The following is a 21,817-nucleotide window of genomic DNA, read 5'->3' on the forward strand; positions in this document are numbered from 1 at the left end:
GCCTTAGCGCATGTCGCGTTCGACACCAGACAGACTCGCCTGGAAAGCCTCACGCGCAAACTGGCGCTCCATATAATCAAGCAGCGGCTTGGCCGGCCGCGGCAGTTCTATACCCAGAATCGGCAATCGCCAGAGTATGGGCAGTAGGCAGCAATCCACCAGACTTTGTTCCTCACTGAGGAAAAACGGCTTGTCGGCGAACAGTGGCGACACACCCGTCAGGCTTTCGCGCAACTCTTTGCGGGCCACGGCACGGGCCGCCTCCTTGGTCCGCGAATCAAGAATCAGATCCACCAGGCCACACCAGTCACGCTGGATGCGATGCATCAGCAGGCGACTGTTGGCACGCGCCACGGGATAAACCGGCAGTAGCGGCGGGTGCGGGTAACGCTCATCCAGATATTCCATCACCACAGTCGACTCCCACAACGCCAGGTCGCGATCGACCAGGGTGGGCAAGCTGCCGTAAGGGTTCACTTCAATCAGTTTAGGTGGCTGGCGTCCAGCTTCCACGTAAATGATCTCGGCGCTGACACCCTTCTCTGCCAGTACGATGCGCACTCGGTGGGAATAGTGGTCGGCGGGGTCGGAGTAACAGGCCAACCGATTGGTCACGCCCATGGCGATCCTCCTCGCTTGTAGAAATAATCGAACGCGGAAAAACGAGCGCGCCCAGAGGGCGCCTCCCGTAACGACTGGATCACCAGTTTCGCTACATCCTCAGAGGCGCCCTTGGGCGCGCGCGATTAACAGCAATAGCTTGAAGCTTTATCAGTGCACGTCTTTCCAGTATTCGCGCTTGAGCAGGTAAGCGAATACGAAGAAGAACGCCAGGTACAGCAATACGTATGTACCGATGCGCTGATGTTGCAGCTTAACCGGGTTAGCCGAGTAAGCCAGGAAGGTTACCAGATTCTTGACCTTCTCATCGAACTGCTCTGTAGTCAGGGCACCGCTTTTCGGCACGATGGTCAGTTGGTCGCACGCTTCATGAGTCAGCGCCGTACCAGTCAGAGGGTCATATTGCGTCTTGCCGCCCTCGACGATCGGAACCTGTTTGCAGCCAACCACCTGGCGACCTTGCAGGCCGGCCAGGACGTTAGGCATACCCACGTTCGGGAAGACCTTGTTGTTCACACCCCATGGGCGCGCAGGATCTTCGTAGAACGACCTCAGGTAACCGTAGAGCCAGTCAGTACCGCGAACACGGGCAACCAGGGTCAGGTCCGGTGGCGCCGCGCCAAACCAGGCCTTGGCGTCCGCCGGCTGCATGCCGATGCTCATGTGGTCGCCGATCTTGGCACCGGTGAACATCAGCTTCTCCATCATCAAATCATGGGGAATGCCCAGGTCATCGGCAACACGCTCATAGCGCTGGAACTTGGCACTGTGGCAACCCATGCAGTAGTTGGCGAACGTACGCGCGCCGTCTTGCATGGCGGCTTTATCGGAAACGTCGATGTCGACTTTTTCCAGCTCGGGGCCACCGTGTTCAGCTGCGAAAGCGAACACTGGCAGCGCAGCAAGCATCAATACAGCAAATAGTTTTTTCATCAGCCAGTCACCCTTTCCGGAACCGGTTTGGTCTTCTCGAGCCTGGTGTAGAACGGCATCAGAATGAAGTAGGCGAAGTACAGGAAGGTACACACCTGCGACAGCAACGTACGCTCAGGGGTCGGGGCCAATACGCCCAGCACGCCCAGGATCACGAACGCGATGCAGAACACCCAGAGCCAGATCTTGCTCAGCCAGCCCTTGTAGCGCATCGACTTGACCGGGCTACGGTCCAGCCATGGCAGGACGAACAGCACGGCAATGGCCGCGCCCATGGCGATCACACCCAGGAGCTTGTCCGGAATCGCACGCAAGATGGCGTAGAACGGGGTGAAGTACCAGACCGGAGCGATGTGCTCTGGGGTCTTGAAGGCGTTCGCCACTTCAAAGTTCGGCTTTTCGAGGAAGTAGCCGCCCATTTCCGGGAAGAAAAACACGATCGAGCAGAAGATGAACAGGAACACCACCACACCGACGATATCTTTCACGGTGTAGTACGGGTGGAAGGCAATGCCGTCCAGCGGTATGCCGTTTTCGTCCTTGTGCTTCTTGATGTCCACGCCGTCCGGGTTGTTCGAGCCGACTTCGTGCAACGCCAGGATGTGCAGCACCACCAGACCCAGGATAACGATCGGCAGGGCAACCACGTGCAAGGCGAAGAAGCGGTTCAGGGTAATGCCGGAAATCAGGTAGTCACCACGAATCCACTGGGTCAGGTCGTTGCCGATGACCGGGATCGCACCGAACAGCGAGATGATCACCTGGGCACCCCAGTAGGACATCTGCCCCCACGGCAGCAGGTAGCCCATGAAGGCTTCGGCCATCAGCGCCAGGTAGATCAGCATGCCGAAGACCCACACCAGCTCACGCGGCTTCTGGTACGAACCGTAGAGCAGGCCACGGAACATGTGCAGATAGACCACGATGAAGAACGCCGAAGCGCCGGTGGAGTGCAGCAGACGCAGGATCGAGCCGTACTCGACATCGCGCATGATGTATTCGACGGAGGCGAACGCCTCTTCCGCCGACGGGTTGTAGCTCATGGTCAGCCAGACACCGGTAACGATCTGGTTGACCAGAACGAGCAGCGCCAGGGAGCCAAAGAAATAGAAGAAGTTGAAGTTTTTTGGAGCGTAATACTTGCTGAGATGGTCTTCCCACATCTTGGTTGCGGGAAAGCGCGCGTCAACCCAATCCATGAATTTGTTCATCACGCTTTCTCCGTATCGACGCCAATGACAATGATCTCATCGGTCTCATAGGAATGCGGGGGAACTGGCAGGTTCAAAGGCGCAGGTTGCGACTTGTAGACGCGGCCAGCCAGATCGTAGTGGGAACCGTGGCAAGGGCAGAAATAACCGCCTACCCAGTCTTTACCCAGATCCGCAGGTGCCACTTCAGGACGGAAGGTCGGCGAGCAACCCAGGTGCGTGCAGATACCGATCAGCAGCAGTACCTCAGGCTTGATCGAACGGATTTCCGGATCAACGTAAGTCGGTTGTGTCGAGTTCTTGGAGGTCGGATCGGCGAGCTGGCCCTCGATCTTCTTCAGATTCCCCAGGATTTCCGGTGTACGGCGGACGATGAACACCGGCTGGCCGCGCCACTCAGCAATCATCTGCTGGCCTGGCTCGACTTTGCTGACATTCACTTTCACCGGTGCACCGGCGGCTTTCGCCTTGGCACTGGGAAACCATGACCCCACGAACGGGACCGCAGCCCCCACCGCTCCTGCAGCACCCACCACGGATGTGGCTGCTACCAAGAAGCGACGCCGGCCTGCATTCACGCCGTCATTGCTCATTCAGTCCTCTCCCATCAGCTTTGTGGCCTGTTAAATCAGGCATCTACTAAGTAAATCTATGTACTTATAAAAATTTTGCCGAATGGTAATGAAAAGCCCCAATCCTGACAAGGTAATTACCGGAGCCCATCACCCCCAAGCCTTGTAGTATAGGGCGTCTGCGGATGTGGCAAGTTGTCACAGCGCAATTCTTTGATAAATCGCAGGCATAAAAAAACGCCCAGCTCCGTGAGGATACTGGGCGTTCTTTTTTGAACGTGAAAGCGAATTAACGCTTCGAGTACTGCGGACGCTTACGCGCTTTACGCAGACCGACTTTCTTACGTTCAACTTCACGAGCATCGCGGGTTACGAAGCCGGCTTTACGCAGGGCGCTGCGCAGAGTCTCGTCGTAGTCCATCAGAGCGCGAGTGATGCCGTGGCGGATTGCGCCAGCCTGACCACTTACACCACCGCCGATCACGGTGACGTAGATGTCGAACTTCTCGACAGTCTCAGTCAATTCCAGCGGCTGACGAACTACCATGCGGGCAGTTTCGCGGCCGAAGAAATTATCCAGCGAACGGTTGTTGATGGAGATGTTACCAGTACCCGGACGCAGGAAAACGCGTGCGGTTGCGGTCTTGCGACGGCCAGTGCCGTAATTTTGAGTCGCCGACATAATGAACTATTCCGTTAAATCTTCAGTTCTTGGGGCTGCTGAGCAGTATGAGGGTGTGCAGCGCCCGCATAGACTTTCAGCTTACGGTACATGTCGCGACCCAGCGGGTTCTTAGGCAGCATGCCTTTGACCGCGGTCTCGATCACGCGCTCAGGGGCCTTGGCGATCAGCTTTTCAAAGTTGATCGACTTGATGCCGCCCGGGAAACCGGAGTGGGAGTAGTACATTTTGTCAGTGGTTTTAGCACCGGTAACACGGATCTGCTCAGCGTTGATTACGACGATGTAGTCGCCGGTGTCAACGTGAGGAGTGTACTCAGGCTTGTGCTTGCCACGCAGACGGCTCGCGATTTCGGTGGCCAGACGACCCAGGGTCTGACCAGCAGCGTCGACGACAAACCAGTCGCGCTTTACTGTTTCCGGTTTAGCAGTAAAAGTTTTCATTCTTTATAGCCTCAGGGGCCGCCCTGTAAATTAGACGGCGGATCTTACTGAATAGTGCGTACTTTGACAAGTCAAAGGCAGCCGGATACAGACGCTTTCGGGGGCTCGGGTCGGCGCGTCCGTTCAACGGCAAGATTCTTCGGCGGCGGCGCATCACTTCCACTGCAGAAAGAGGTGCGCAATTATGCAGATTGCGAAAAATATTTCAACCTGCTTTTATGATTGTTTTGCCCAAGGAGCACCCGATGGACTATCGCCAGCTAGGCCGAACGAACCTGAACGTGAGCGCCATCTGCCTCGGAACCATGACCTGGGGCGAGCAAAACAGCGAGGCAGACGCCTTCGCCCAGATTGAACGGGCCAAGAGTGCCGGAATCAATTTCATCGACACAGCCGAGATGTACCCGGTGCCACCCAAGGCCGAAACCTACGCCACCACCGAACGCTATATCGGCAATTACTTCAAGAGCCGCGGCGACCGCGCCGACTGGATCCTGGCCAGCAAGATCGCTGGCCCGGGCAACACCATCGACTACATCCGCGACAAGAACCTTCGACACAATCGACAGCACATCACCGAAGCCGTGGATGCCAGTCTCAAGCGCCTGCAGACCGACTACATCGACCTGTACCAGTTGCACTGGCCGGAGCGCAGCACCAACTTCTTCGGCCAGCTTGGCTACAAGCACAAGATCGAAGCCAACCTGACGCCGCTGGAGGACACCCTCGAAGCGCTGGACGAGCAGGTCCGCGCCGGCAAGATCCGCCACATCGGCCTGTCCAACGAAACGCCATGGGGCACCATGCGCTTTCTCGCCCTGGCCGAAGCCCGGGGCTGGCCGCGTGCCGTGTCGATCCAGAACCCGTACAACCTGCTCAATCGCAGCTTTGAAGTCGGCCTGGCGGAAATCGCCATCCGCGAACAATGCGGCCTGCTCGCCTATTCGCCGCTGGCGTTCGGTTTCCTGTCAGGCAAGTACGAAGGTGGCGCTCGCCCGCCGAAGGGCCGCCTGAGCCTCTACAGCCGCTTCAGCCGCTATTTCAACCCGCAGTCGGAAGCCGCCTGCAGCCGTTACGTGGCATTGGCCCGCGAACACGGCCTGGATCCGGCGCAAATGGCCCTGGCGTTCGTCACGCAGCAGCCATTCGTGACCAGTAACATCATCGGCGCCACGACCATGGAACAACTGGAGAGCAACATTGCCAGTTTCGACCTGAAACTGTCGGAGGAAGTGCTGGAAGGAATCGAGGCGATTCACAAGGATCATCCGAATCCGGCACCTTGATTGATTCATAGTGCCATTCGCGAGCAGGCTCGCTCCCACAAGGTTTACGCCGTACCTGTGGGAGCGAGCCTGCTCGCGAAGACGGACTGGCAGTCAGCGCCAATCAAAGCGACCGCGCAATGATCTCCTTCATGATCTCGTTCGTCCCGGCATAGATCCGCTGCACCCGCGCATCCGCCCATGCCCGTGCGATCGGGTACTCCCACATGAACCCGTAACCACCGTGCAACTGCACGCACTCGTCGAGCACCTTGCATTGCAGGTCGGTGCCCCAGTACTTGGCCATCGCCGCCGTCGGCACGTCGAGCTTGCCTTGCAGGTGCAGCTCCAGGCAGCGGTCGACGAAGACGCGGCCGATCTGGATTTCCGTGGCCATCTCCGCCAGTTTGAACCGGGTATTCTGGAAATCCGCGATCGACTTGCCGAACGCCTTGCGCTCGCGGGTGTAGTCCAGCGTCCATTGCAGCGCCGCTTCAGCTGAAGCCAGCCCGCCAACGGCCACCGTGAGGCGCTCCTGGGGCAACTCCTGCATCAGGTAGGCAAACCCCATCCCGGCCTGGCCCAGCAGGTTCTCCTTGGGCACACGCACGTCCTGGAAGAACAGCTCCGAGGTGTCCTGGGCTTTCATCCCGACCTTTTCCAGGCGCTTGCCCTTGTCGAAGCCCGGCGTATTGGCCTCCACCAGAAACAGGCTGGTGCCCTTCGCGCCCGCCTTCGGATCGGTCTTGGCGACGACGATCACCAGATCAGCCAGGTAACCGTTGGTGATGAAAGTCTTGGAGCCGTTGATCACATACTCGTCACCATCGAGCACGGCCGTGGTTTTCACGCCCTGCAGATCGGAACCGGCGCCCGGCTCGGTCATGGCGATCGCGGTAACCATCTCGCCGGACACCAGCTTGGGCAGGTATTTGTGTTTCAGCGCTTCACTGCCGTAATGCAGGATGTACGGCGCCACGATGTCCGAGTGCAGGGAAAAACCGATGCCGGTCAGGCCAAGTCGCCCGACCTCTTCGATCACCACCGCACTGTAGAGAAAGTCCGCCCCCAGACCGCCGTACTCTTCCGGCAGGTGCGAGCACAGCATCCCCGCCTCCCCTGCCTTGTTCCACAGCTGACGGTCGATATAGCCTTGTTTTTCCCACTGCCCATGGAACGGCACCGCCTCTTTTTCGAGGAACGTGCGCACGCTGTCGCGGAAAAGCTCGTGCTCGGGACTGAACAAGGTTCTGGGGATCATGCGGCACCTTTTCTTTGTTTTTAGAAGGAGTTGACCTTCAGAGACTATGCCTCGCTTCCGATACAGGACACTGGACACATCCGACAAAAAATAAGACGATCCAGCCGTCTGGTGACCACTTCCCCCTATAAAAATAAAGTTGAATTATGTCTAACCAAGCCTCCACGCCCCTGCGGCGCGTCAGCATCCTGGCCATCGACCGGGTTTTCGCTTCCACCCTCATGCAAGCCAAGGATTTCTTCCACCTCGCCAGCCTGCGCTACGGCAAACAGCTGGGCCAGGGCCTGACACCGGCGTTCGAAACCCGCCTGGTCAGCCCCGACGGCAAACCGGTCAACACTTTCAGCGATGTGATGATTCCGGTGGATGGCGGCCTGGAAAACGCCGACATCATCGTTCTTCCCGCGTTCTGGGACGATTTCGACAGCCTCTGCAAACGTTACCCGCAAGTCCTGCCCTGGCTACGCCAGCAACATGCGCGCGGTGCCGTGCTGTGCGGCGAGGCCACCGGTGTTTTCTGGCTGGCCGAAGCCGGGCTGCTCAATGGCAAGGAAGCGACCACCTATTGGCGCTTCTTCAATGCTTTCGCCGAACGCTTCCCCCAGGTTCAGCTCAATCAGGACAAGCACCTGACCGACGCCGACAACCTGTACTGCGCCGGCGGCACCACCTCGGCGTGCGATTTGTACATTTACCTGATCGAGCGTTTCTGCGGTGCCAATGTGTCCCAGGCCGTGGCGCGGGACATTCTGTATGAGGTGCAGCGCAGCTACTCACCTGGACGCATCGGGTTTGGCGGCCAGAAGCTGCACCAGGACGTGATCATCCTGCAGATCCAGCACTGGCTCGAAGAACACTTCGCCGACAAGTTCCGCTTCGAAGACGTCGCCCGCGAACACGGCATGAGCATCCGCAACTTCATGCGCCGCTTCCAGACCGCCACCGGCGACAAGCCGCTGCATTACCTGCAACGCCTGCGCATCGAAACCGCCAAGGGCCTGCTGTCCGGCAGCCGCAAGAGCATCAAGACCATCAGTTACGAGGTCGGCTACGACGACGCGAGCTTCTTTGCGAGACTGTTCCGCCAGCACACGGAGTTGTCGCCGAACCAGTATCGGCAGCAGTTTCAGCAGGCTGCGTAGGTCTCAGCCCAACAATTTTCCCATGTGGGAGCGGGCTTGCTCGCGAAAGCGGAGTGTCAGCAAAAAGAGTATCAACTGACACGACGCCTTCGCGAGCAAGCCCGCTCCCACAGGGGATTGTGATGAACTCCAGGGTTCTTCGGCGCACAAAAAAAGCCTGCATTTGCAGGCCTTTTTCATTTTCCGAATCGTCCTACGGCTTGTGCGCCCGGGACAGGAATTCGTGGGACTGCATTTCCAGCAGTCGGCTCAGGGTCCGCTGGAACTCGAAGTTCAGGCGGCCACCGGTGTACAGGTCCTTGAGCTCAACCTCGGCAGAAATGATCAGTTTCACGTTGCGGTCGTAGAACTCGTCAACCATGTTGATGAAACGTCGGGCGATGTCGTCGGTGGTGACGCTCATCTGCTCGACACCGCTGAGCAGCACGGCGTGGAAGATCTTGCCCAGTTCGATGTAGTCGTTCTGGCTGCGCGGGCCGTCGCACAGTTCGCGGAAGTCGAACCAGGCCACGTCATCACAGGTGCGTAGGGCACGGATCTCGCGGTTTTCGATCATCAGCACATCGTTCTCGATGGCTGCCGTGCATTCCGGTGTCAGCGCGCGAAAGCTCTTGCGCAGGCTTTCGTGGGACGCCTCGTCGAGCGGGAAGTGGAACAGTTCCGCCTGCTCAAGGTGACGCAAACGGTAGTCGACGCCGCTGTCGACGTTGACGATCTCGGTGTTCTGCTTGATCAGCGCAATGGCCGGCAGGAAGCGCGCGCGTTGCAGGCCGTCCTTGTACAGGCCGTCCGGCACGATGTTCGAAGTCGCGACCAGGGTCACGCCGTTCTTGAACAGCTCTTCCATCAGGGTGCCCAGGATCATGGCGTCGGTGATGTCGGAGACGAAGAACTCATCGAAGCAGATCACCCGGGCTTCGGTGGCAAAGCGCTTGGCGATGATGGTCAGCGGGTTTTTCTCGCCGCCCAGGGTCTTCATCTCTTCGTGCACGCGCTTCATGAAGCGGTGGAAGTGCGTACGGGACTTTTCCTTGAAGGGCAGCGCTTCGAAGAAGGTGTCCACCAGGTAAGTCTTGCCGCGACCTACGCCACCCCAGAAGTACAAGCCCTTGACCGGGGCCTGATCCTTCTTGCCAAACAACTTGCCCAGCAGGCCCGGCTTGTTTTGCTCGGCCGCGACCAGGTCGTCGTACAGGCGCTGCAAATGGCGCACGGCAGTTTCCTGCGCGGCGTCATGAAAGAATTCCGGGCGTTTCAGATCAGCTTGATATCGTTCTAGGGGCGTCATAATTCGTTAGCAAGGCAACAAAAACGGGCCGACACTGTAGCGACGGCCCGCCGGAATGGCAATCGGCCCTTGGTCAGGCCGAACCGTTGTTTATTCCTGAACCGGTGTCAGGGCAATGCGCAAGGCTTCAATGGCCGCGTCGCGTGCGGCGCTGTCGGCGAAGGCCGGGCTGTCGGCAACGCACTGGCCTTCGAGCCAGACGCTGAAGCCCAGCTCGTCACTGCGCACATCCAATGCCTGGCCCGCCTGCAGTTGCTTGGTCACCTGACCGGCGGTTTTACCATCGGCGAAGTTGCACGACAGCAGCAGTTGTTCGCCATCGGCCGCCAGCAGACGGAAGCGGAAACTGCCGTCGTCTTCGCGGAAACTGACAAAACGCGCGGCTTTCGCGGCTTTCTTCTTGGTGGTCGCCGCCACTTGAGCCTGAGCAACGAATGAGCGCAAGCCCACCGCTTCTCGCAGTTCGTTGAGGAACGGCGTCGCGACAGCACGGGCCTTTTTCGCGCCGTGTTGCAGGATGTCTTCCAGATCCGCAGGACGCTCGATCAGCTGGTTGTAGCGCTCGCGGGATTCGCCCAGTTCGGCGTCCAGCAGCTGGAACAGACGATTCTTCGCCTCGCCCCAACCCAGCCCCTGCAACAGCTCGCTGCGGAACTCGTCGGCCTGCGCCGGGGTAGCGAATGCCTGGAACAGGGTGAACAGGTGCGAATTGTCCGGATCCTTGGCTTCGCCCGGCGCGCGGGAGTCGGTGACGATCCGCGAAATCGCGTCCTTCATCTCTTTGGCGCTGCTGAACAGCGGAATGGTGTTGTCGTAGCTCTTCGACATCTTGCGGCCATCCAGGCCCGGCAACGTGGCGACGCTCTCTTCGATCAGCGCCTCGGGCATGGTGAAGAACTCCTTGCCCTGGCCAAACAGGTGGTTGAAGCGCTGACCGATGTCCCGCGCCATTTCCACGTGCTGGATCTGGTCACGACCGACCGGCACCTTGTGTGCGTTGAACATCAGAATGTCCGCCGCCATCAGCACCGGGTAGCTGTACAGGCCCATGGTGATGCCCGCGTCCGGGTCTTCGCCGGTCTCGACGTTCTTGTCCACCGAAGCCTTGTAGGCATGGGCGCGGTTGAGCAGGCCCTTGGCGGCGACGCAGGTCAGCAGCCAGGTCAGCTCGGGGATTTCCGGGATGTCGGACTGGCGGTAGAAGGTCACGCGATCGACATCCAGGCCACCGGCCAGCCAGGTCGCGGCGATTTCCAGACGCGAGCGCTGGATGCGCAGCGGGTCATCGCACTTGATCAGGGCGTGGTAGTCGGCCAGGAAGTAGAACGAATCGGCATTGCTGTCACGGCTGGCAAGGATCGCCGGGCGGATGGCGCCAGCGTAGTTGCCCAGGTGCGGCGTGCCGGTGGTGGTGATGCCGGTGAGGATACGGGTACGAGTCGTCATGGGTAATCGCTTGTCAGACTGCAATCAATTCGAGAGACGCGGCAGGATCAGATCCTTGAGATCGGTCAGCTTGCCATGAAAAAAGTGTCCGCATTCTGCCACTTTCAGCAGCTCATGGGGGCGTTCGAGCTTCTCGGACCATTGGTAAACGACTTGTGGATCGATCACTTCGTCGGTTTCCGGCTGGATCAGGGTCAGTTCGCCGTGCCGCGGCAACTGATCCTGATCGCCGAGGCGCATGACCGCTGGCGCGACCATGAACAAATGCTTGAGCTGTTCGCCCCTGGCTTCCAGGCGGCCGCCGAGACTTGCTGCAACAAAACCGCCGAAGGAAAAACCGAACAGGGTCAGTGGTAAATCCGGGTGCTTTTCCCGCAGCCATGCGGCGACGGCCTGGGCATCATCGACCTCACCGGTGCCCATGTCGTGGACACCCTCGCTGGCACCGACGCCTCGGTAGTTGAAGCGCAGCGTAATCAGACCGGCATCACGTGCCGTGCGCTGCAGGGTCGAGACAACCTTGTTGAGCATGGTGCCGCCCTGCACCGGGTTCGGGTGGCAGATCAGCGCAATACCGCGCGGCTGCTCATTGTCCAGATACAGACTTTCCAGTTGACCCACCGGGCCATCAATCACTACAGGGGTTTCACGCATCAGCAAGGAAGGAACTCCGTGACCTCGAATCGGGTCGACTCGTCTAGCAAATTGTCTGTGGCTGTCTATTGCGAGTGAATCGCGGTATACAGCGCAGGTTCGAGCCGTTAACGTAAAGCAAAGCCGTTTATAGAGGAAGGACTCGTGGAACACTCGCTCTTAGTTTGGTTGTTACCGACTCTTGCCCTGGTTGTGGGTGTCGCCATTGGGTTTCTGATCGCTCGCCTTGCGCCGAATGCCGCGCCTAGCAGCACGCAACGTCAGCTGGACGACATTCAGGAACGTTTCGACAGTTATCAGAACGAAGTGGTGACCCACTTCAACAGCACTGCAACGCTGGTCAAGAAACTGACTGCGAGCTATCAGGAAGTGCAGGATCATCTCGCCGAGGGCGCCAACCGCCTGGCCCTGGACGAACAGACTCGCCAACGCCTGCTGGCCTCCCTGCACGCCGATGCGGTGCAGGCTCCACGGGAACGCCTGACGCCGCCGCGCAATCAGGAGCCGCCTCGCGACTACGCCCCGAAAGCCCCGAACGCGCCGGGCATGCTCGATGAGCATTACGGCCTGAAGAAGTAATCAGACCCGCGCAATAAAAAGCCCCCGGACAAGTGATTGTCCGGGGGCTTTTTTGTTTCTGCGTTCTTTGTTGCCTGTACTGGCCTATTCGCGAGCAGGCTCGCTCCCACAGGGTTCTTCTTTGATCAAAGAATTCGTGTCTATTGAAGATCAATTGTGGGAGCGAGCCTGCTCGCGAAGGGGCCGGAATCGACGACACAAAAAACCGCTCGACCCAGAAGGACCGAACGGTTCTTTTACACCCAGGATTCAGTCAGAGCTTATAGGTATTACTGAACCGCACCCTGCTGAGCACCATACTCCTGACCCGGAATCGCCTTGAGGTTGACCTCTACACGGCGGTTCTGCGCCCGGCCATTGACGTCGCCGTTGCTGGCAACCGGGCTATCGGGACCGGCGCCGCGAGCGCTCAGGTTGGTCCCGCTGACACCTTGCGAGGTCAGGTAGGTTGCCACGCTTTGCGCACGACGCTGGGACAGATCCATGTTGTGCTGGCGGCTGCCGGTGCTGTCGGTATAGCCGACGATCTCGATCTGGTTCTGGTTGAACTCTTTCAGCGAGCCCGCCAGGTTGTTCAGCGGCTGATAGAAACTTGGAGCAATGTTCGCCGAATCGGTCGCGAACGTGATGTTGCCCGGCATGATCAGCTTGATCTGGTCGCCCTGGCGCTGCACTTCAACACCGGTGTTGGCCATGCTGGCGCGCAGCTTTTTCTCTTGCTGGTCGGCGTAGTAGCCGTAACCGGCGGCGGAAGCACCGACCACTGCAGCACCGATCAGCGCACCCTTGCCACGGTTATCGTGGTTGATGGCAGCACCGGCCAGCGCACCGGCCAGCGCGCCGAGGCCACCGTATTTCGCGGTCTTGCTCATGCCTTCGGAGCTGCTATCCGCCTGGCCCTGAGCCTGGCCCTGACCGCCGTAAGGGTTAGGCGTGGCACAACCGGACAAAACGGCCACAGCTGTAGCGAGAATAATCAAACGACGCGTGGTGAACATGTAAAGCTCCTACTTTTTTGCATTCTGTGGTGCAACGGACCGAGGCATCAGCCTTTGCGGGCGTTGGATCACTTCCTGGATTAAAAATTCCGCTCGTTACAAATCAGGCCCGTACAAACGGGTTTTCGCGCATTTCATCGCCCAGGCGGGTGTCCGGACCATGCCCGGTTACCACCGTCGCCTCTTCGTCGAGGGTGTACAAACGCTGCTTGATCGAACGCACTATGGTCGCCTGATCGCCACCCCACAAGTCCGTGCGCCCGACTCCGCGACGAAACAGCGTGTCGCCGGTAATCAATAGCCTGGCCTCGGAAAACCAGAAACTCATGGAGCCCGGCGTATGACCCGGCGTGTGCAGCGCCACACCGCAGCCGCAGGCCAGCTCTTCATCATCGGCCAGCCAGCGATCCGGTGACGGCACCGGGGTATAAGGCACACCGAACATCTGGCACTGCATTTCCAGGTTGTCCCACAGAAACTGGTCTTCCTTGTGCAGGTGCAGCGTCGCGCCGGTTTTCTCTTTGAGTTGACCGGAAGCGAGGAAATGATCGAGGTGGGCATGGGTATGGATGATGCTGACCACTTTCAGCCCCAGGGCATCGAGACGCGCCAGGATCAGCTCATGATTGCCACCCGGATCGACAACGATGGCCTTTTTCGTCACCGGATCGCCGATGATCGTGCAGTTGCACTGCAAAGGGCCGACGGGGAAGGTTTCGCGGATAAGCGCAGGTTTGACAGCGTCCATGGGCGTTCCTGGAGTAAATGGATGGCCTATTCTGGCACAGCCCGTCGACATCGCCGATGCCGTCCGCCGCCTATCACCTGCCTGATTGCAGAATCCGCCTACATCATTCAAGGAAACGTCTGATTTAACTCCTGTGCCGCCAAACCTAGCGTGCTCGTCCCTGCAAACAACACAAGGACTGAATCATGGGGCGAGGAACAGCTAACGGGTTAGGACAAGGATTGCACGGCGACCTGACCACGACAGGAGCCATGTGTATCAGTAGCTTGCCCTGTGCGACACATGGAGGGCGTGCTGTGCTACGACTCGGGGACAAGACCACTGCATGTAAAAAATGCGGAAGAACCGGCGTTATCGTTGACAGCCTACCCGCTATGAAATGGCACGGCGTTCCAACTGTACTGGACGGTGCAGCAGTTCACTGCGGCTGCCCACCAGGTACCAATCGGCTGATTGCTCCCGCACCTTCGCCTCGCGCCACCCGCTCCGAGCACACTCAAAGTGTTACTCATCCGACGAGGCATTCTGATCAAATATCGACGACAAAATCTCTACAAAGTGATCAAAAACCAGTTGAGATAAAAACGCGACCTGTCGATTGCAACGACCCGGACATGATGGAAGAGGTAGCGAGCTACATTGCCGGGGAAATGAACCGCAATATTACTCATCCGTCCATAGTGAAGATGAAGAACCTCAACAATTTTGACGCTGATGCTGAGCATAAGAAGTTCAGAAAACTACCTTGGTACGCACGCCTTTCCCCACCCAACTTCAAAGCAATTGAGTCAGGAAACAGGTTGACGGCCATGGCTCTTTGGGCAGAGCGCGTAGGTCAGAACAGACCCTGGGATAACAAGGTTACGATAGGGCTACAGTTTGGCGGACCCTGGCAGAAACAAGGTATGTTCGACTACTTCTACGACATATGGTCAAACGTGCACTATGGATACGTAGGGATGGCGGGAGGACTTTCCGAAAGTCTCCTTTTGGATGGAGCTGGAGTCGAACAAATTGCCTCAGATTCCATCCGTAAAATACAAAAATGGGATAAAAGACCGGGTCCACGTCGGTCGGCGGACATCGAAGGGATGCGAGCGTGGGACGACATCGGAGACAGGGTATCTATCAGCATTGGTATCAAACTCTACAGACTTCAACCGAACGGCGGGATAACAGTGAAGATGCTGATGGATGAGGTCTTGGGTTTACCACGCACAAGCTGGGGTGATGGTATTCGTGACCATATCTGTAAATAAGCCCCATTCCAGGAATACATGGTGCGGCTGGGTCATTCTATTGCTCGCACCCATCCTCTTTTGGTACTTCGCCGCACCTCAGGTGAACTTCTACTTTTCTGAAAAAGGCCAAGGGCGCCTAGGCTACATCCTGAATGTGCAGCACGAGATCTCGAAGGGAGAACTTTACCCTGGTGAAGTGACTGGAGGCCCCGGTCATATCTTCCCAGACGCGAAATTTTTTATGGAGTTTTACTGGAATAACGGAGGTAAATCACACTGCATACGGGTCAAACCGAAATGGCCAAACACAGATATCTACATTGGGCCAGACGGAGAAATTGAGAGTCGCACCGAGAGTAACCGCATTGAACAGTGTGGGGCGCTCCCGGGTTGATTACTGGCCAATATTTTCAAACTTGGCCCGTTTTTTTACTACAACTCCACTCTTGCAGCACAGAGTCACTAATACCCGCCCCCACACTAGAAAGTCCGCTGTACTTTACACCAACACCCCCAACTCCTTGGCCCGAGCTACAGCCTGTGTACGCCGCTCCACACCGAGCTTGCTGTTGATGTGGCTGGCGTGAGTCTTGACCGTGTGCAGGGAGATAAACAGCTGATCGCTGATTTCCTGGTTCGAACAGCCCTGGGCAATCAATCGCAATACCGCCAACTCCCGCGTACTGAGCTGTTCCGCGGCCATGCAGGACTCCAGTCCGGAACGGGCAGCCAGTGCCGGCAGTTTTTCACTGAGATTCAGGGAAACGGGGGTTGGCGGACAGAGTTGAAGTTGCCCACGTAGCCAGTCCGGGTACTCGGCCAGCAAGGATTCAAAGGGTTGCAGCACCCCTCCACCGGCAGCGTCCAGCGCCTGCGCCAGTGCCTTGCGTGCTTCCGGTTCCCGTCCGGTGCCCAGCAATAACGCCACTTTCTGGGTCAACGCCATGGCACTGAGCATCTGCCGACCGCTTTGCTGACCATGCTCAAGCAACGCATTCAAACGCCCTTCAGCCAGCATCGGCTGGCCCTGGATGACATCCAGCAAGGCTTGTTGCAATTCGATATGCAGCGGCAATTGCGGGTGGAACTCTGGTGGTGCTGCCCCGTTTTCGCCGTTATAGGTCTGCCCCAGACGTGCCAGCCAGGCTTCGGCCAGATCGGTGCGCCCCTGGGCCAGCCAGAGTTCACATTTGACCAGGGTGATCATCGCCAGGTAGTAGATCGGCGGCACGTCCCAGATGTGCATCAGTCGTTCAGCTTCGGCGAGTTCGGCAAAGGCCTTGGCGAACTCGCCGCTGCTGCCTTCCAGCCTGGCAATCACGCAGTGACCAATGAGCACGCTGATGTCACGACAGGCGCGCGCCTCGCTCAAGCCAGCCTGCAACCGCACCCTGGCCAATTGCGGTTGCATGCGCTGGGCCAGCAAAAAGCCTTCGTACAAAGTCAGCCGGGCGCGGACGGCATACAGCCGTTGTGCGGACAGGCTCTGCAGGCGCTGCAATCCCTGACGGACTTCCTCCAGTGCCCGACAGATTTCCCCGCGCGCTTGCAACACCCGGGCGCGGTCGTAGTGCGCCAGTGCTTCGAACAACGGGTTGCCGACCCGTTGCGCCAGCTCCAGCGACTCGCGGTTCAGCCCTCGTGCCTGCCACAAATCACCGTCGGCAATGGCCAGGTTGGACAGGGTCGAGAGGCACATCAGGCGCTGGCCGTAACGCTTGGACGGCAGACTTTCCAGCGCTTCGCGGCAGTACCGCAATGTCAGTTCGCGGTTGCCGCGCCCACGGGCAATGATGCCGCTCAGCGCCAGCCACTGAGCCAGCATGGACTTCTGGGCGGTGGCCGAGGGAGCGGGCAGGAAGCGGCTCAAATGGCTGGCCAGCTCCTCGGCGGCATCCAGTTGGCAAGCCATCCCCAGCGCCCAGCTATACAGCACGATCAGGCGCGGTGTGCTGATCAGCAAACTGTCGGGCAAGTCCATTTTCCAGCGCAACAACATGCCGACATTCTGCTCGGCCAGCAGCTGCTCTTCGGAGAGGTTCTGCACCAGGTTCGCCGCAACGTCCAGGTGTCCGGCACGCAAGGCCTGCTCCACAGCCTCATCGAGCAGTCCCTGGGCATTGAACCAGCGACAGGCACGCAGGTGCAGGCTGGCGGCCGGGACCATCGACTGGGAAGTCGGCCGCGTGCGCAACAGATCGGAAAACAGATGGTGGTAGCGGTACCAGTGGCCATGTTCGTCCAGAGGCACCAGGAACACCTGGTGAGCCGACAGGAAGCGCAGGATCTCCGCACTGTCATGGGCATCGCGAACGGCATCGCACAATTCGCTGCAAAAACGTTCCTGGGGCGCCGTGTCATAGAGGAACGACTGGACCTCGGCGGGCAGGCAATCGATGACTTCTTCGAGCAGATAATCACGGATCAGCCCTTCCCCACCGTGCAAGGATTGCGGCAGCGCCCCATCGCTGCCCGCCTCCGAAGCGGCCAGCAACCAGAAGCGCAGTCCCGCAACCCAGCCTTCGCTGCGCTGGATCAGGTTTTCCAGTGCCTCACCGCGCAGGGAACTGCTGTGCCGGTCGAGCAGGCTCAAGGCCTCGTCGTGGGTCAGGCGTAAATCCTGTTCATGCAATTCAAGCAGTTGTCGCGACAGGCGCAGCCGCGCCAGGTGCCAGTCGGGACGTTGCCGGCTGGTGACCATCACCAGCAAACCATCGGGAAGATGATTGAGAAAAAACTGCAGGCAACGGTCCAGTACCGGCCCCTGGGCCAGATGGTAATCATCCAGCACCAGCAGCAATGGCGTCGCGGTGGACAGGTGCACGGCCAACTCGTCGAGCAGGCCGTCCAGCCATTCTTCGAACGCGAACGGCTGATGGCGCTGGCGCATTTTCAACAGCCCGAGGGACTGTCTGCCCAGGTGCGGAAAATAGTCCTGAAGGCCTTCGAGCAGGCGCTCGAGAAAACGCCCGGGGTCACTGTCCCGCGGGCTCAACCCCAGCCAGAGACTTTGCCAGTGCGCCGGCAATGCCTGACAAAACTCCACCGCCAACGAACTCTTGCCGAACCCTGCCGGTGCGCTGACCAGCAACAACCTGCCCGCGAGCCCGGCGCTCAGGCGCTCGCACAAACGTGGACGCAGCACGTGGCCGTCGGGCAACGGCGGGCGGAAGAAGCGCCCGTCGAGTGTCGCGACGGCAACCTGTGCAGAACCTGGGGGTGTAGACAAATCAGTCATAGCCGGCTCTTGTTTGAATTGCGGGTGGCGGCGTTGCAGATGTCCGCAGACTAGCCGTAAACGGATAGGGAATGAAGGTAATTGCTACAAATGGCTACAAAAAGTCTACAAGCAAAAAAAACGCCCCGAACCAGTCGGGGCGTTTTCAGAGGGTGCGTCGCTACTCAGTTCACCTTAGCGAACACCATCCTGACGCAGGGCTGCCGGGGTGAAGTCGCTGGTGGTGGCAGTGAAGCCGAAGTCATAGGCCGACTTCTCTTCGTTCTTCATGCCCAGCGCCAGGTAACGACCCGACTGCAGGTCATACAGAGCTTCGAGGGCATACCACGGCACTTGCTTGTCGTAGTAGTTCTCGGCATGGGCTTCGGCGACGCGCCACAGTTGACCGCGACCGTCGTAGTGATCGATCACCGCAGCTTGCCAGGTGTCTTCGTCAATGTAGAAGTCACGCTTGGCGTAGATGTGACGCTGACCTTCCTTCAGGGTTGCAACCACATGCCACACACGACGCAACTCGTAACGAGCCAGGTCCTGGTTGATGTGGCCGGCCTTGATGATGTCGGTGTACTTGAGCTTCGGATCATCGAGTTTGTAGGCGTCGGAGGCGATGTACATCTCTTTCTTGCCTTCGAGTTTCCAGTCGTAACGATCCGGCGCACCGTTGTACATGTCCAGGTTGTCGGAAGTACGCAGGCCGTCAGCTGCGGTACCCGGGCCGTCATAGGACACTTGCGGTGCACGGCGCACACGACGCTGGCCGGCGTTGTAGACCCACGCCGAGCGTGGTTCCGCTACCTGGTCGAGGGTTTCATGCACCAGCAAAACACCACCGGCCAGACGCGCCGGAGCGGTTACTTTCTGCTTGAAGTAGAACAGGATGTTGCCCGGGTTTTTCGGGTCGTAATCCTTCATCTTGTCGCGGAACACGAACTGGTCCTGGAAGTACACCAGGCTGAACGAACCGTTCGGCTGTGGCGTGGCCTGGGTCACCAGACGGGTCACGCTGCCGCCGCGATAGCGGGTGATGTGGTTCCAGATGACTTCCACACCGGTTTTCGGAATCGGGAACGGTACCGCAGTTTCAAAGTTTTTCAGCCCGTTACCGCCGGACACCAGCTCCGTGTTGGTTGCGTTCCTCTTGATGGCGGCGAACACGTCATCCGGCACGGTGGCACCGCGATGGGACGGGTACACCGGCATCTTGAAGGTTTCCGGGTAGCGCTTGAACATCGCGTACTGGCCCGGGGCGAGCTTCTCTTTGTATTGATCGACGTTCTGCGCCGTGATGGTGAACAGCGGTTTTTCGCTGGCATACGGATCGGACAGGAAGCCTTTGCTGTCGACGCTGCCGGCATTCTTCGGCATCGGTTTCCAGGCCGGGATCGAACCGTCGGCGTTACCCGCCATTTCGGCGCCCATCGGGGTCAGGCTCTTGCCCAGCTTGTCGGCTTCGGCCTGGGGAACCGCTGCCATGACACTGGTCGCCAGCAGCGAAAGGCCCAGAACACCGGCGTGGAACAGACTCTTTGTTATTTTCATATGTGTGTTCGTCCTGAAAATACAGTGCTTAGAAGTTCACGCCGAAGCTGAGCGCAACGAAGTCGCGGTCATCCACGGTGGTGTACTTGCCGTCGAAGAAGTTGGTGTAGGCCAGGCTCGCGGTGTAGGTGTTCTGGTACTCGGCGTCGACACCCAGGCTCACCGCCTTGCGGCCTTCCTCGAAGTTGCCGCCAGGGCCAGGCGAATAACCGCTCACGTCGTGGGACCAGGCAACGTTCGGCTTGAGGTTCACACCGGCAAACACGTCGTTGTATTCCCAGATGGCGCGACCGCGGTAGCCCCACGAAGTCGGGGTGGTGAAGCCTTCGTTGGTGCAATTGCGGCTGCGGTTGTTGGTCGGTGTACCTGGACCTGCACCGTTGATGGTGCTGGTGTTGAGCGCCACGCAGGTATCGAGCGCGCCAGAGGCTGGCAACTCACCCGGGCCGTAGACCGGATCGCGGCCATAACGGAGATCCGAAGAGCTTTCCAGGCCACCAACGTGGGTCACACCCACTTCACCCACCAGGGTCAGACGGCTGGCGCCCATGACCTGGTCAAAGAAGTGCGTCAGGGTGGTCTGGAACTGGGTGACTTCCTTGCGACGGTAGCCGTGCAGGTCTTGACCAGGCACGCCGTTAAGCAGCGATGCATTGGTCAACGGATTGTTCGCGTTGCCATTGCCCAGAGGGCGTACACCGGCGAACAGGATGTCGGTGGTGTTGAGTTGCACCGGAGCGTTCGGACGGTAGCTGATCTCACCGCTCCACGCCGTACCGGTAGGCAGGGTGGTGGAGAAGCTCAGGCCGTAGAGGCGGATGTCTTCCGGGTATTCGATGAAGTACTTCGAGTTACCGGCCACCAGCAATGGCGCCAGCGCGGCGAACGGGCCTGGCAGCCCCGCTGCCGTGTTATAGACCGACTGCGGCGCACCGGTGGCGCTGAAGATCGGCGCACGGCTGTGGTAGTTCATGAAGTAGGCGCCGAACTCGGTGTCCAGCGGATCGAACATGTACTTGAAGGACGCGCCCCACTGGCCGCTGTCACGGGCATCGCGATCGCCGGCACGTTGTACCAGAACGCCTTCTTCGTTGACGTTGACGCCATTGGCGGCCAAAGGCCCCAAGGCAATGGCCGGAATTTGCGAGCGCTTGGCCAGCACGCGCAGGTTGTTATCGCAGCCGTCGGCAACGATGTCTGGCTGGGAGAAGAACGTGCCGCAGTTGTCGACGACGGTCTGGTCCCATTCAATTTGATAGAACGCTTCGGCCGAAAGATTTTCGGTCAGGCTCTGGGACACATAGAACATGTTGACCGGGATCAGGCCTTCCTTGATCTCGGCACCCGGACGGCGGAATGCCGACACGTCGATCGGGTTGATCGAGTTGATGCCACCGCCAATGAAGGTACTTTCACCCCAGCTCACGACCTGCTTGCCCAGACGCACGGAGCCCGGTTGATCGGCAATGGAGTAGTTGTGGTAGACGAAGGCGTCGAGGAGTTCGGAACCGGCGGACTTGGCGCCTTCCTTGCGACCGTCATCGCTGATGTCCTTGAACGGACGGCTTTCGTCCTTCAGCTCAAAGTCGTACCAGTATTTGCCACGGACGAAAACGCCGGTATCGCCGTATTTCAGTTCAAGGTCATGGATGCCCTTGAAGATCTTCGAGAAGGTTTCCCCGCTCTTGAAGTTCAGGTGACCGTCATCAGAAGTCTGGGACAAACCCTTGCCGCCGTTGTTGACACCGATGAGGTTCTTGTTCGGCTGCTGAGTAGACCAGCTGGCACCAATCGACAGGGATGAGTCGAACTGACCTTCGATTTCACCTACGTTGAAACTGACGCCGAATGCTGGCCCGGCGAGCGTAGAGGCAAGACTGACGGCCAGGGGCAGTTTCGCCCGGCGCCAGAACTGGTTTACTGATGTCATCGACGCTACTCCATGTGCATTTTATT

The 21,817-nt window shown here is 58.8% G+C and carries 19 protein-coding genes; 4 read left to right on the forward strand and 15 right to left on the reverse strand.

Annotated features, from left to right (window positions below):
• Nucleotides 1-3: 3 nt before the first annotated feature.
• The 6 genes from ACLD1X_RS01735 to rplM all read right to left on the reverse strand — a co-directional run bounded on the left by ACLD1X_RS01735 (nt 4) and on the right by rplM (nt 4,462).
• Nucleotides 4-621 carry a glutathione S-transferase N-terminal domain-containing protein gene (locus tag ACLD1X_RS01735; RefSeq protein ID WP_007989864.1) on the reverse strand — a complete coding sequence of 206 codons (618 nt, stop codon included), beginning with the start codon at nt 619-621 and terminating at the stop codon, nt 4-6.
• 150 nt (nt 622-771) lie between these two features.
• Entirely contained in the window at nt 772-1,554 is a 783-nt protein-coding gene (locus ACLD1X_RS01740) for a cytochrome c1 (RefSeq protein WP_429365853.1), read from the reverse strand.
• On the reverse strand, nt 1,554-2,765 hold the full coding sequence (locus ACLD1X_RS01745) for a cytochrome b (protein WP_429365854.1): 1,212 nt from the start codon (nt 2,763-2,765) through the stop codon (nt 1,554-1,556). The genes ACLD1X_RS01740 and ACLD1X_RS01745 overlap by 1 nt, the downstream gene beginning before the upstream one ends.
• Nucleotides 2,765-3,358 carry a ubiquinol-cytochrome c reductase iron-sulfur subunit gene (petA, locus tag ACLD1X_RS01750; RefSeq protein WP_085715926.1) on the reverse strand — a complete coding sequence of 198 codons (594 nt, stop codon included), beginning with the start codon at nt 3,356-3,358 and terminating at the stop codon, nt 2,765-2,767. Before petA ends, ACLD1X_RS01745 begins: the two co-directional genes overlap by 1 nt.
• A 268-nt stretch (nt 3,359-3,626) precedes the next feature.
• Entirely contained in the window at nt 3,627-4,019 is a 393-nt protein-coding gene (gene rpsI / locus ACLD1X_RS01755) for a 30S ribosomal protein S9 (protein WP_003228056.1), read from the reverse strand.
• Nucleotides 4,020-4,033: 14 nt separating this feature from the next.
• Nucleotides 4,034-4,462, reverse strand: a complete 429-nt coding sequence (gene rplM, locus ACLD1X_RS01760; RefSeq protein WP_003228062.1) for a 50S ribosomal protein L13 — start codon at nt 4,460-4,462, stop codon at nt 4,034-4,036.
• A gap of 245 nt (nt 4,463-4,707) precedes the next feature.
• Between rplM and ACLD1X_RS01765 the strand changes: the two genes are divergently transcribed.
• Nucleotides 4,708-5,748: an NADP(H)-dependent aldo-keto reductase gene (locus ACLD1X_RS01765; protein ID WP_429365855.1), complete on the forward strand. Its 1,041-nt coding sequence runs from the start codon at nt 4,708-4,710 to the stop codon at nt 5,746-5,748.
• Between the two features lie 103 nt (nt 5,749-5,851).
• Here the strand turns inward: ACLD1X_RS01765 and ACLD1X_RS01770 are convergent, their stop codons facing one another.
• Nucleotides 5,852-6,988, reverse strand: a complete 1,137-nt coding sequence (locus tag ACLD1X_RS01770; RefSeq protein ID WP_429365856.1) for an acyl-CoA dehydrogenase family protein — start codon at nt 6,986-6,988, stop codon at nt 5,852-5,854.
• 221 nt (nt 6,989-7,209) lie between these two features.
• Between ACLD1X_RS01770 and ACLD1X_RS01775 the strand changes: the two genes are divergently transcribed.
• On the forward strand, nt 7,210-8,130 hold the full coding sequence (locus ACLD1X_RS01775; RefSeq protein ID WP_178120848.1) for a GlxA family transcriptional regulator: 921 nt from the start codon (nt 7,210-7,212) through the stop codon (nt 8,128-8,130).
• Nucleotides 8,131-8,323: 193 nt separating this feature from the next.
• Here ACLD1X_RS01775 and zapE read toward each other — a convergent pair whose 3' ends face one another.
• The 3 genes from zapE to ACLD1X_RS01790 all read right to left on the reverse strand — a co-directional run bounded on the left by zapE (nt 8,324) and on the right by ACLD1X_RS01790 (nt 11,518).
• A complete protein-coding gene (zapE, locus tag ACLD1X_RS01780) occupies nt 8,324-9,418 on the reverse strand; it encodes a cell division protein ZapE (protein ID WP_043302216.1) in 1,095 nt (364 codons plus the stop codon).
• A gap of 90 nt (nt 9,419-9,508) precedes the next feature.
• Entirely contained in the window at nt 9,509-10,864 is a 1,356-nt protein-coding gene (locus ACLD1X_RS01785; RefSeq protein WP_429365857.1) for a tryptophan--tRNA ligase, read from the reverse strand.
• 24 nt (nt 10,865-10,888) lie between these two features.
• Nucleotides 10,889-11,518: an alpha/beta hydrolase gene (locus ACLD1X_RS01790; RefSeq protein WP_429365927.1), complete on the reverse strand. Its 630-nt coding sequence runs from the start codon at nt 11,516-11,518 to the stop codon at nt 10,889-10,891.
• 144 nt (nt 11,519-11,662) lie between these two features.
• Between ACLD1X_RS01790 and ACLD1X_RS01795 the strand changes: the two genes are divergently transcribed.
• Nucleotides 11,663-12,097: a YhcB family protein gene (locus tag ACLD1X_RS01795; RefSeq protein WP_429365858.1), complete on the forward strand. Its 435-nt coding sequence runs from the start codon at nt 11,663-11,665 to the stop codon at nt 12,095-12,097.
• Between the two features lie 269 nt (nt 12,098-12,366).
• Here the strand turns inward: ACLD1X_RS01795 and ACLD1X_RS01800 are convergent, their stop codons facing one another.
• Both ACLD1X_RS01800 and ACLD1X_RS01805 read right to left on the reverse strand, forming a co-directional pair.
• Complete coding sequence (locus ACLD1X_RS01800; protein ID WP_429365859.1) at nt 12,367-13,095, reverse strand: OmpA family protein; 729 nt, start codon at nt 13,093-13,095, stop codon at nt 12,367-12,369.
• 103 nt (nt 13,096-13,198) lie between these two features.
• Nucleotides 13,199-13,843: an MBL fold metallo-hydrolase gene (locus tag ACLD1X_RS01805; protein WP_429365860.1), complete on the reverse strand. Its 645-nt coding sequence runs from the start codon at nt 13,841-13,843 to the stop codon at nt 13,199-13,201.
• Nucleotides 13,844-14,457: 614 nt separating this feature from the next.
• Between ACLD1X_RS01805 and ACLD1X_RS01810 the strand changes: the two genes are divergently transcribed.
• Nucleotides 14,458-15,102 (forward strand): polymorphic toxin type 44 domain-containing protein, encoded by a 645-nt coding sequence (locus tag ACLD1X_RS01810; RefSeq protein WP_429365861.1) that lies wholly within the window; start codon nt 14,458-14,460, stop codon nt 15,100-15,102.
• A 481-nt stretch (nt 15,103-15,583) separates the two neighbouring features.
• On the opposite strand, the gene ACLD1X_RS01815 is transcribed toward ACLD1X_RS01810, so the two are convergent.
• The 3 genes from ACLD1X_RS01815 to ACLD1X_RS01825 form a co-directional block, all read right to left on the reverse strand.
• Nucleotides 15,584-18,322, reverse strand: coding sequence for a LuxR C-terminal-related transcriptional regulator (locus ACLD1X_RS01815; RefSeq protein WP_429365862.1), 2,739 nt, complete (start codon nt 18,320-18,322; stop codon nt 15,584-15,586).
• Nucleotides 18,323-18,496: 174 nt separating this feature from the next.
• On the reverse strand, nt 18,497-19,861 hold the full coding sequence (locus tag ACLD1X_RS01820) for a DUF1329 domain-containing protein (protein WP_429365863.1): 1,365 nt from the start codon (nt 19,859-19,861) through the stop codon (nt 18,497-18,499).
• A gap of 28 nt (nt 19,862-19,889) precedes the next feature.
• Nucleotides 19,890-21,791: a DUF1302 domain-containing protein gene (locus ACLD1X_RS01825; protein WP_429365864.1), complete on the reverse strand. Its 1,902-nt coding sequence runs from the start codon at nt 21,789-21,791 to the stop codon at nt 19,890-19,892.
• Nucleotides 21,792-21,817: the final 26 nt, after the last annotated feature.

The sequence above is a fragment of the Pseudomonas sp. 18173 genome (assembly GCF_050432945.1).
In the GTDB taxonomy this organism is placed as follows: Bacteria; Pseudomonadota; Gammaproteobacteria; order Pseudomonadales; family Pseudomonadaceae; genus Aquipseudomonas.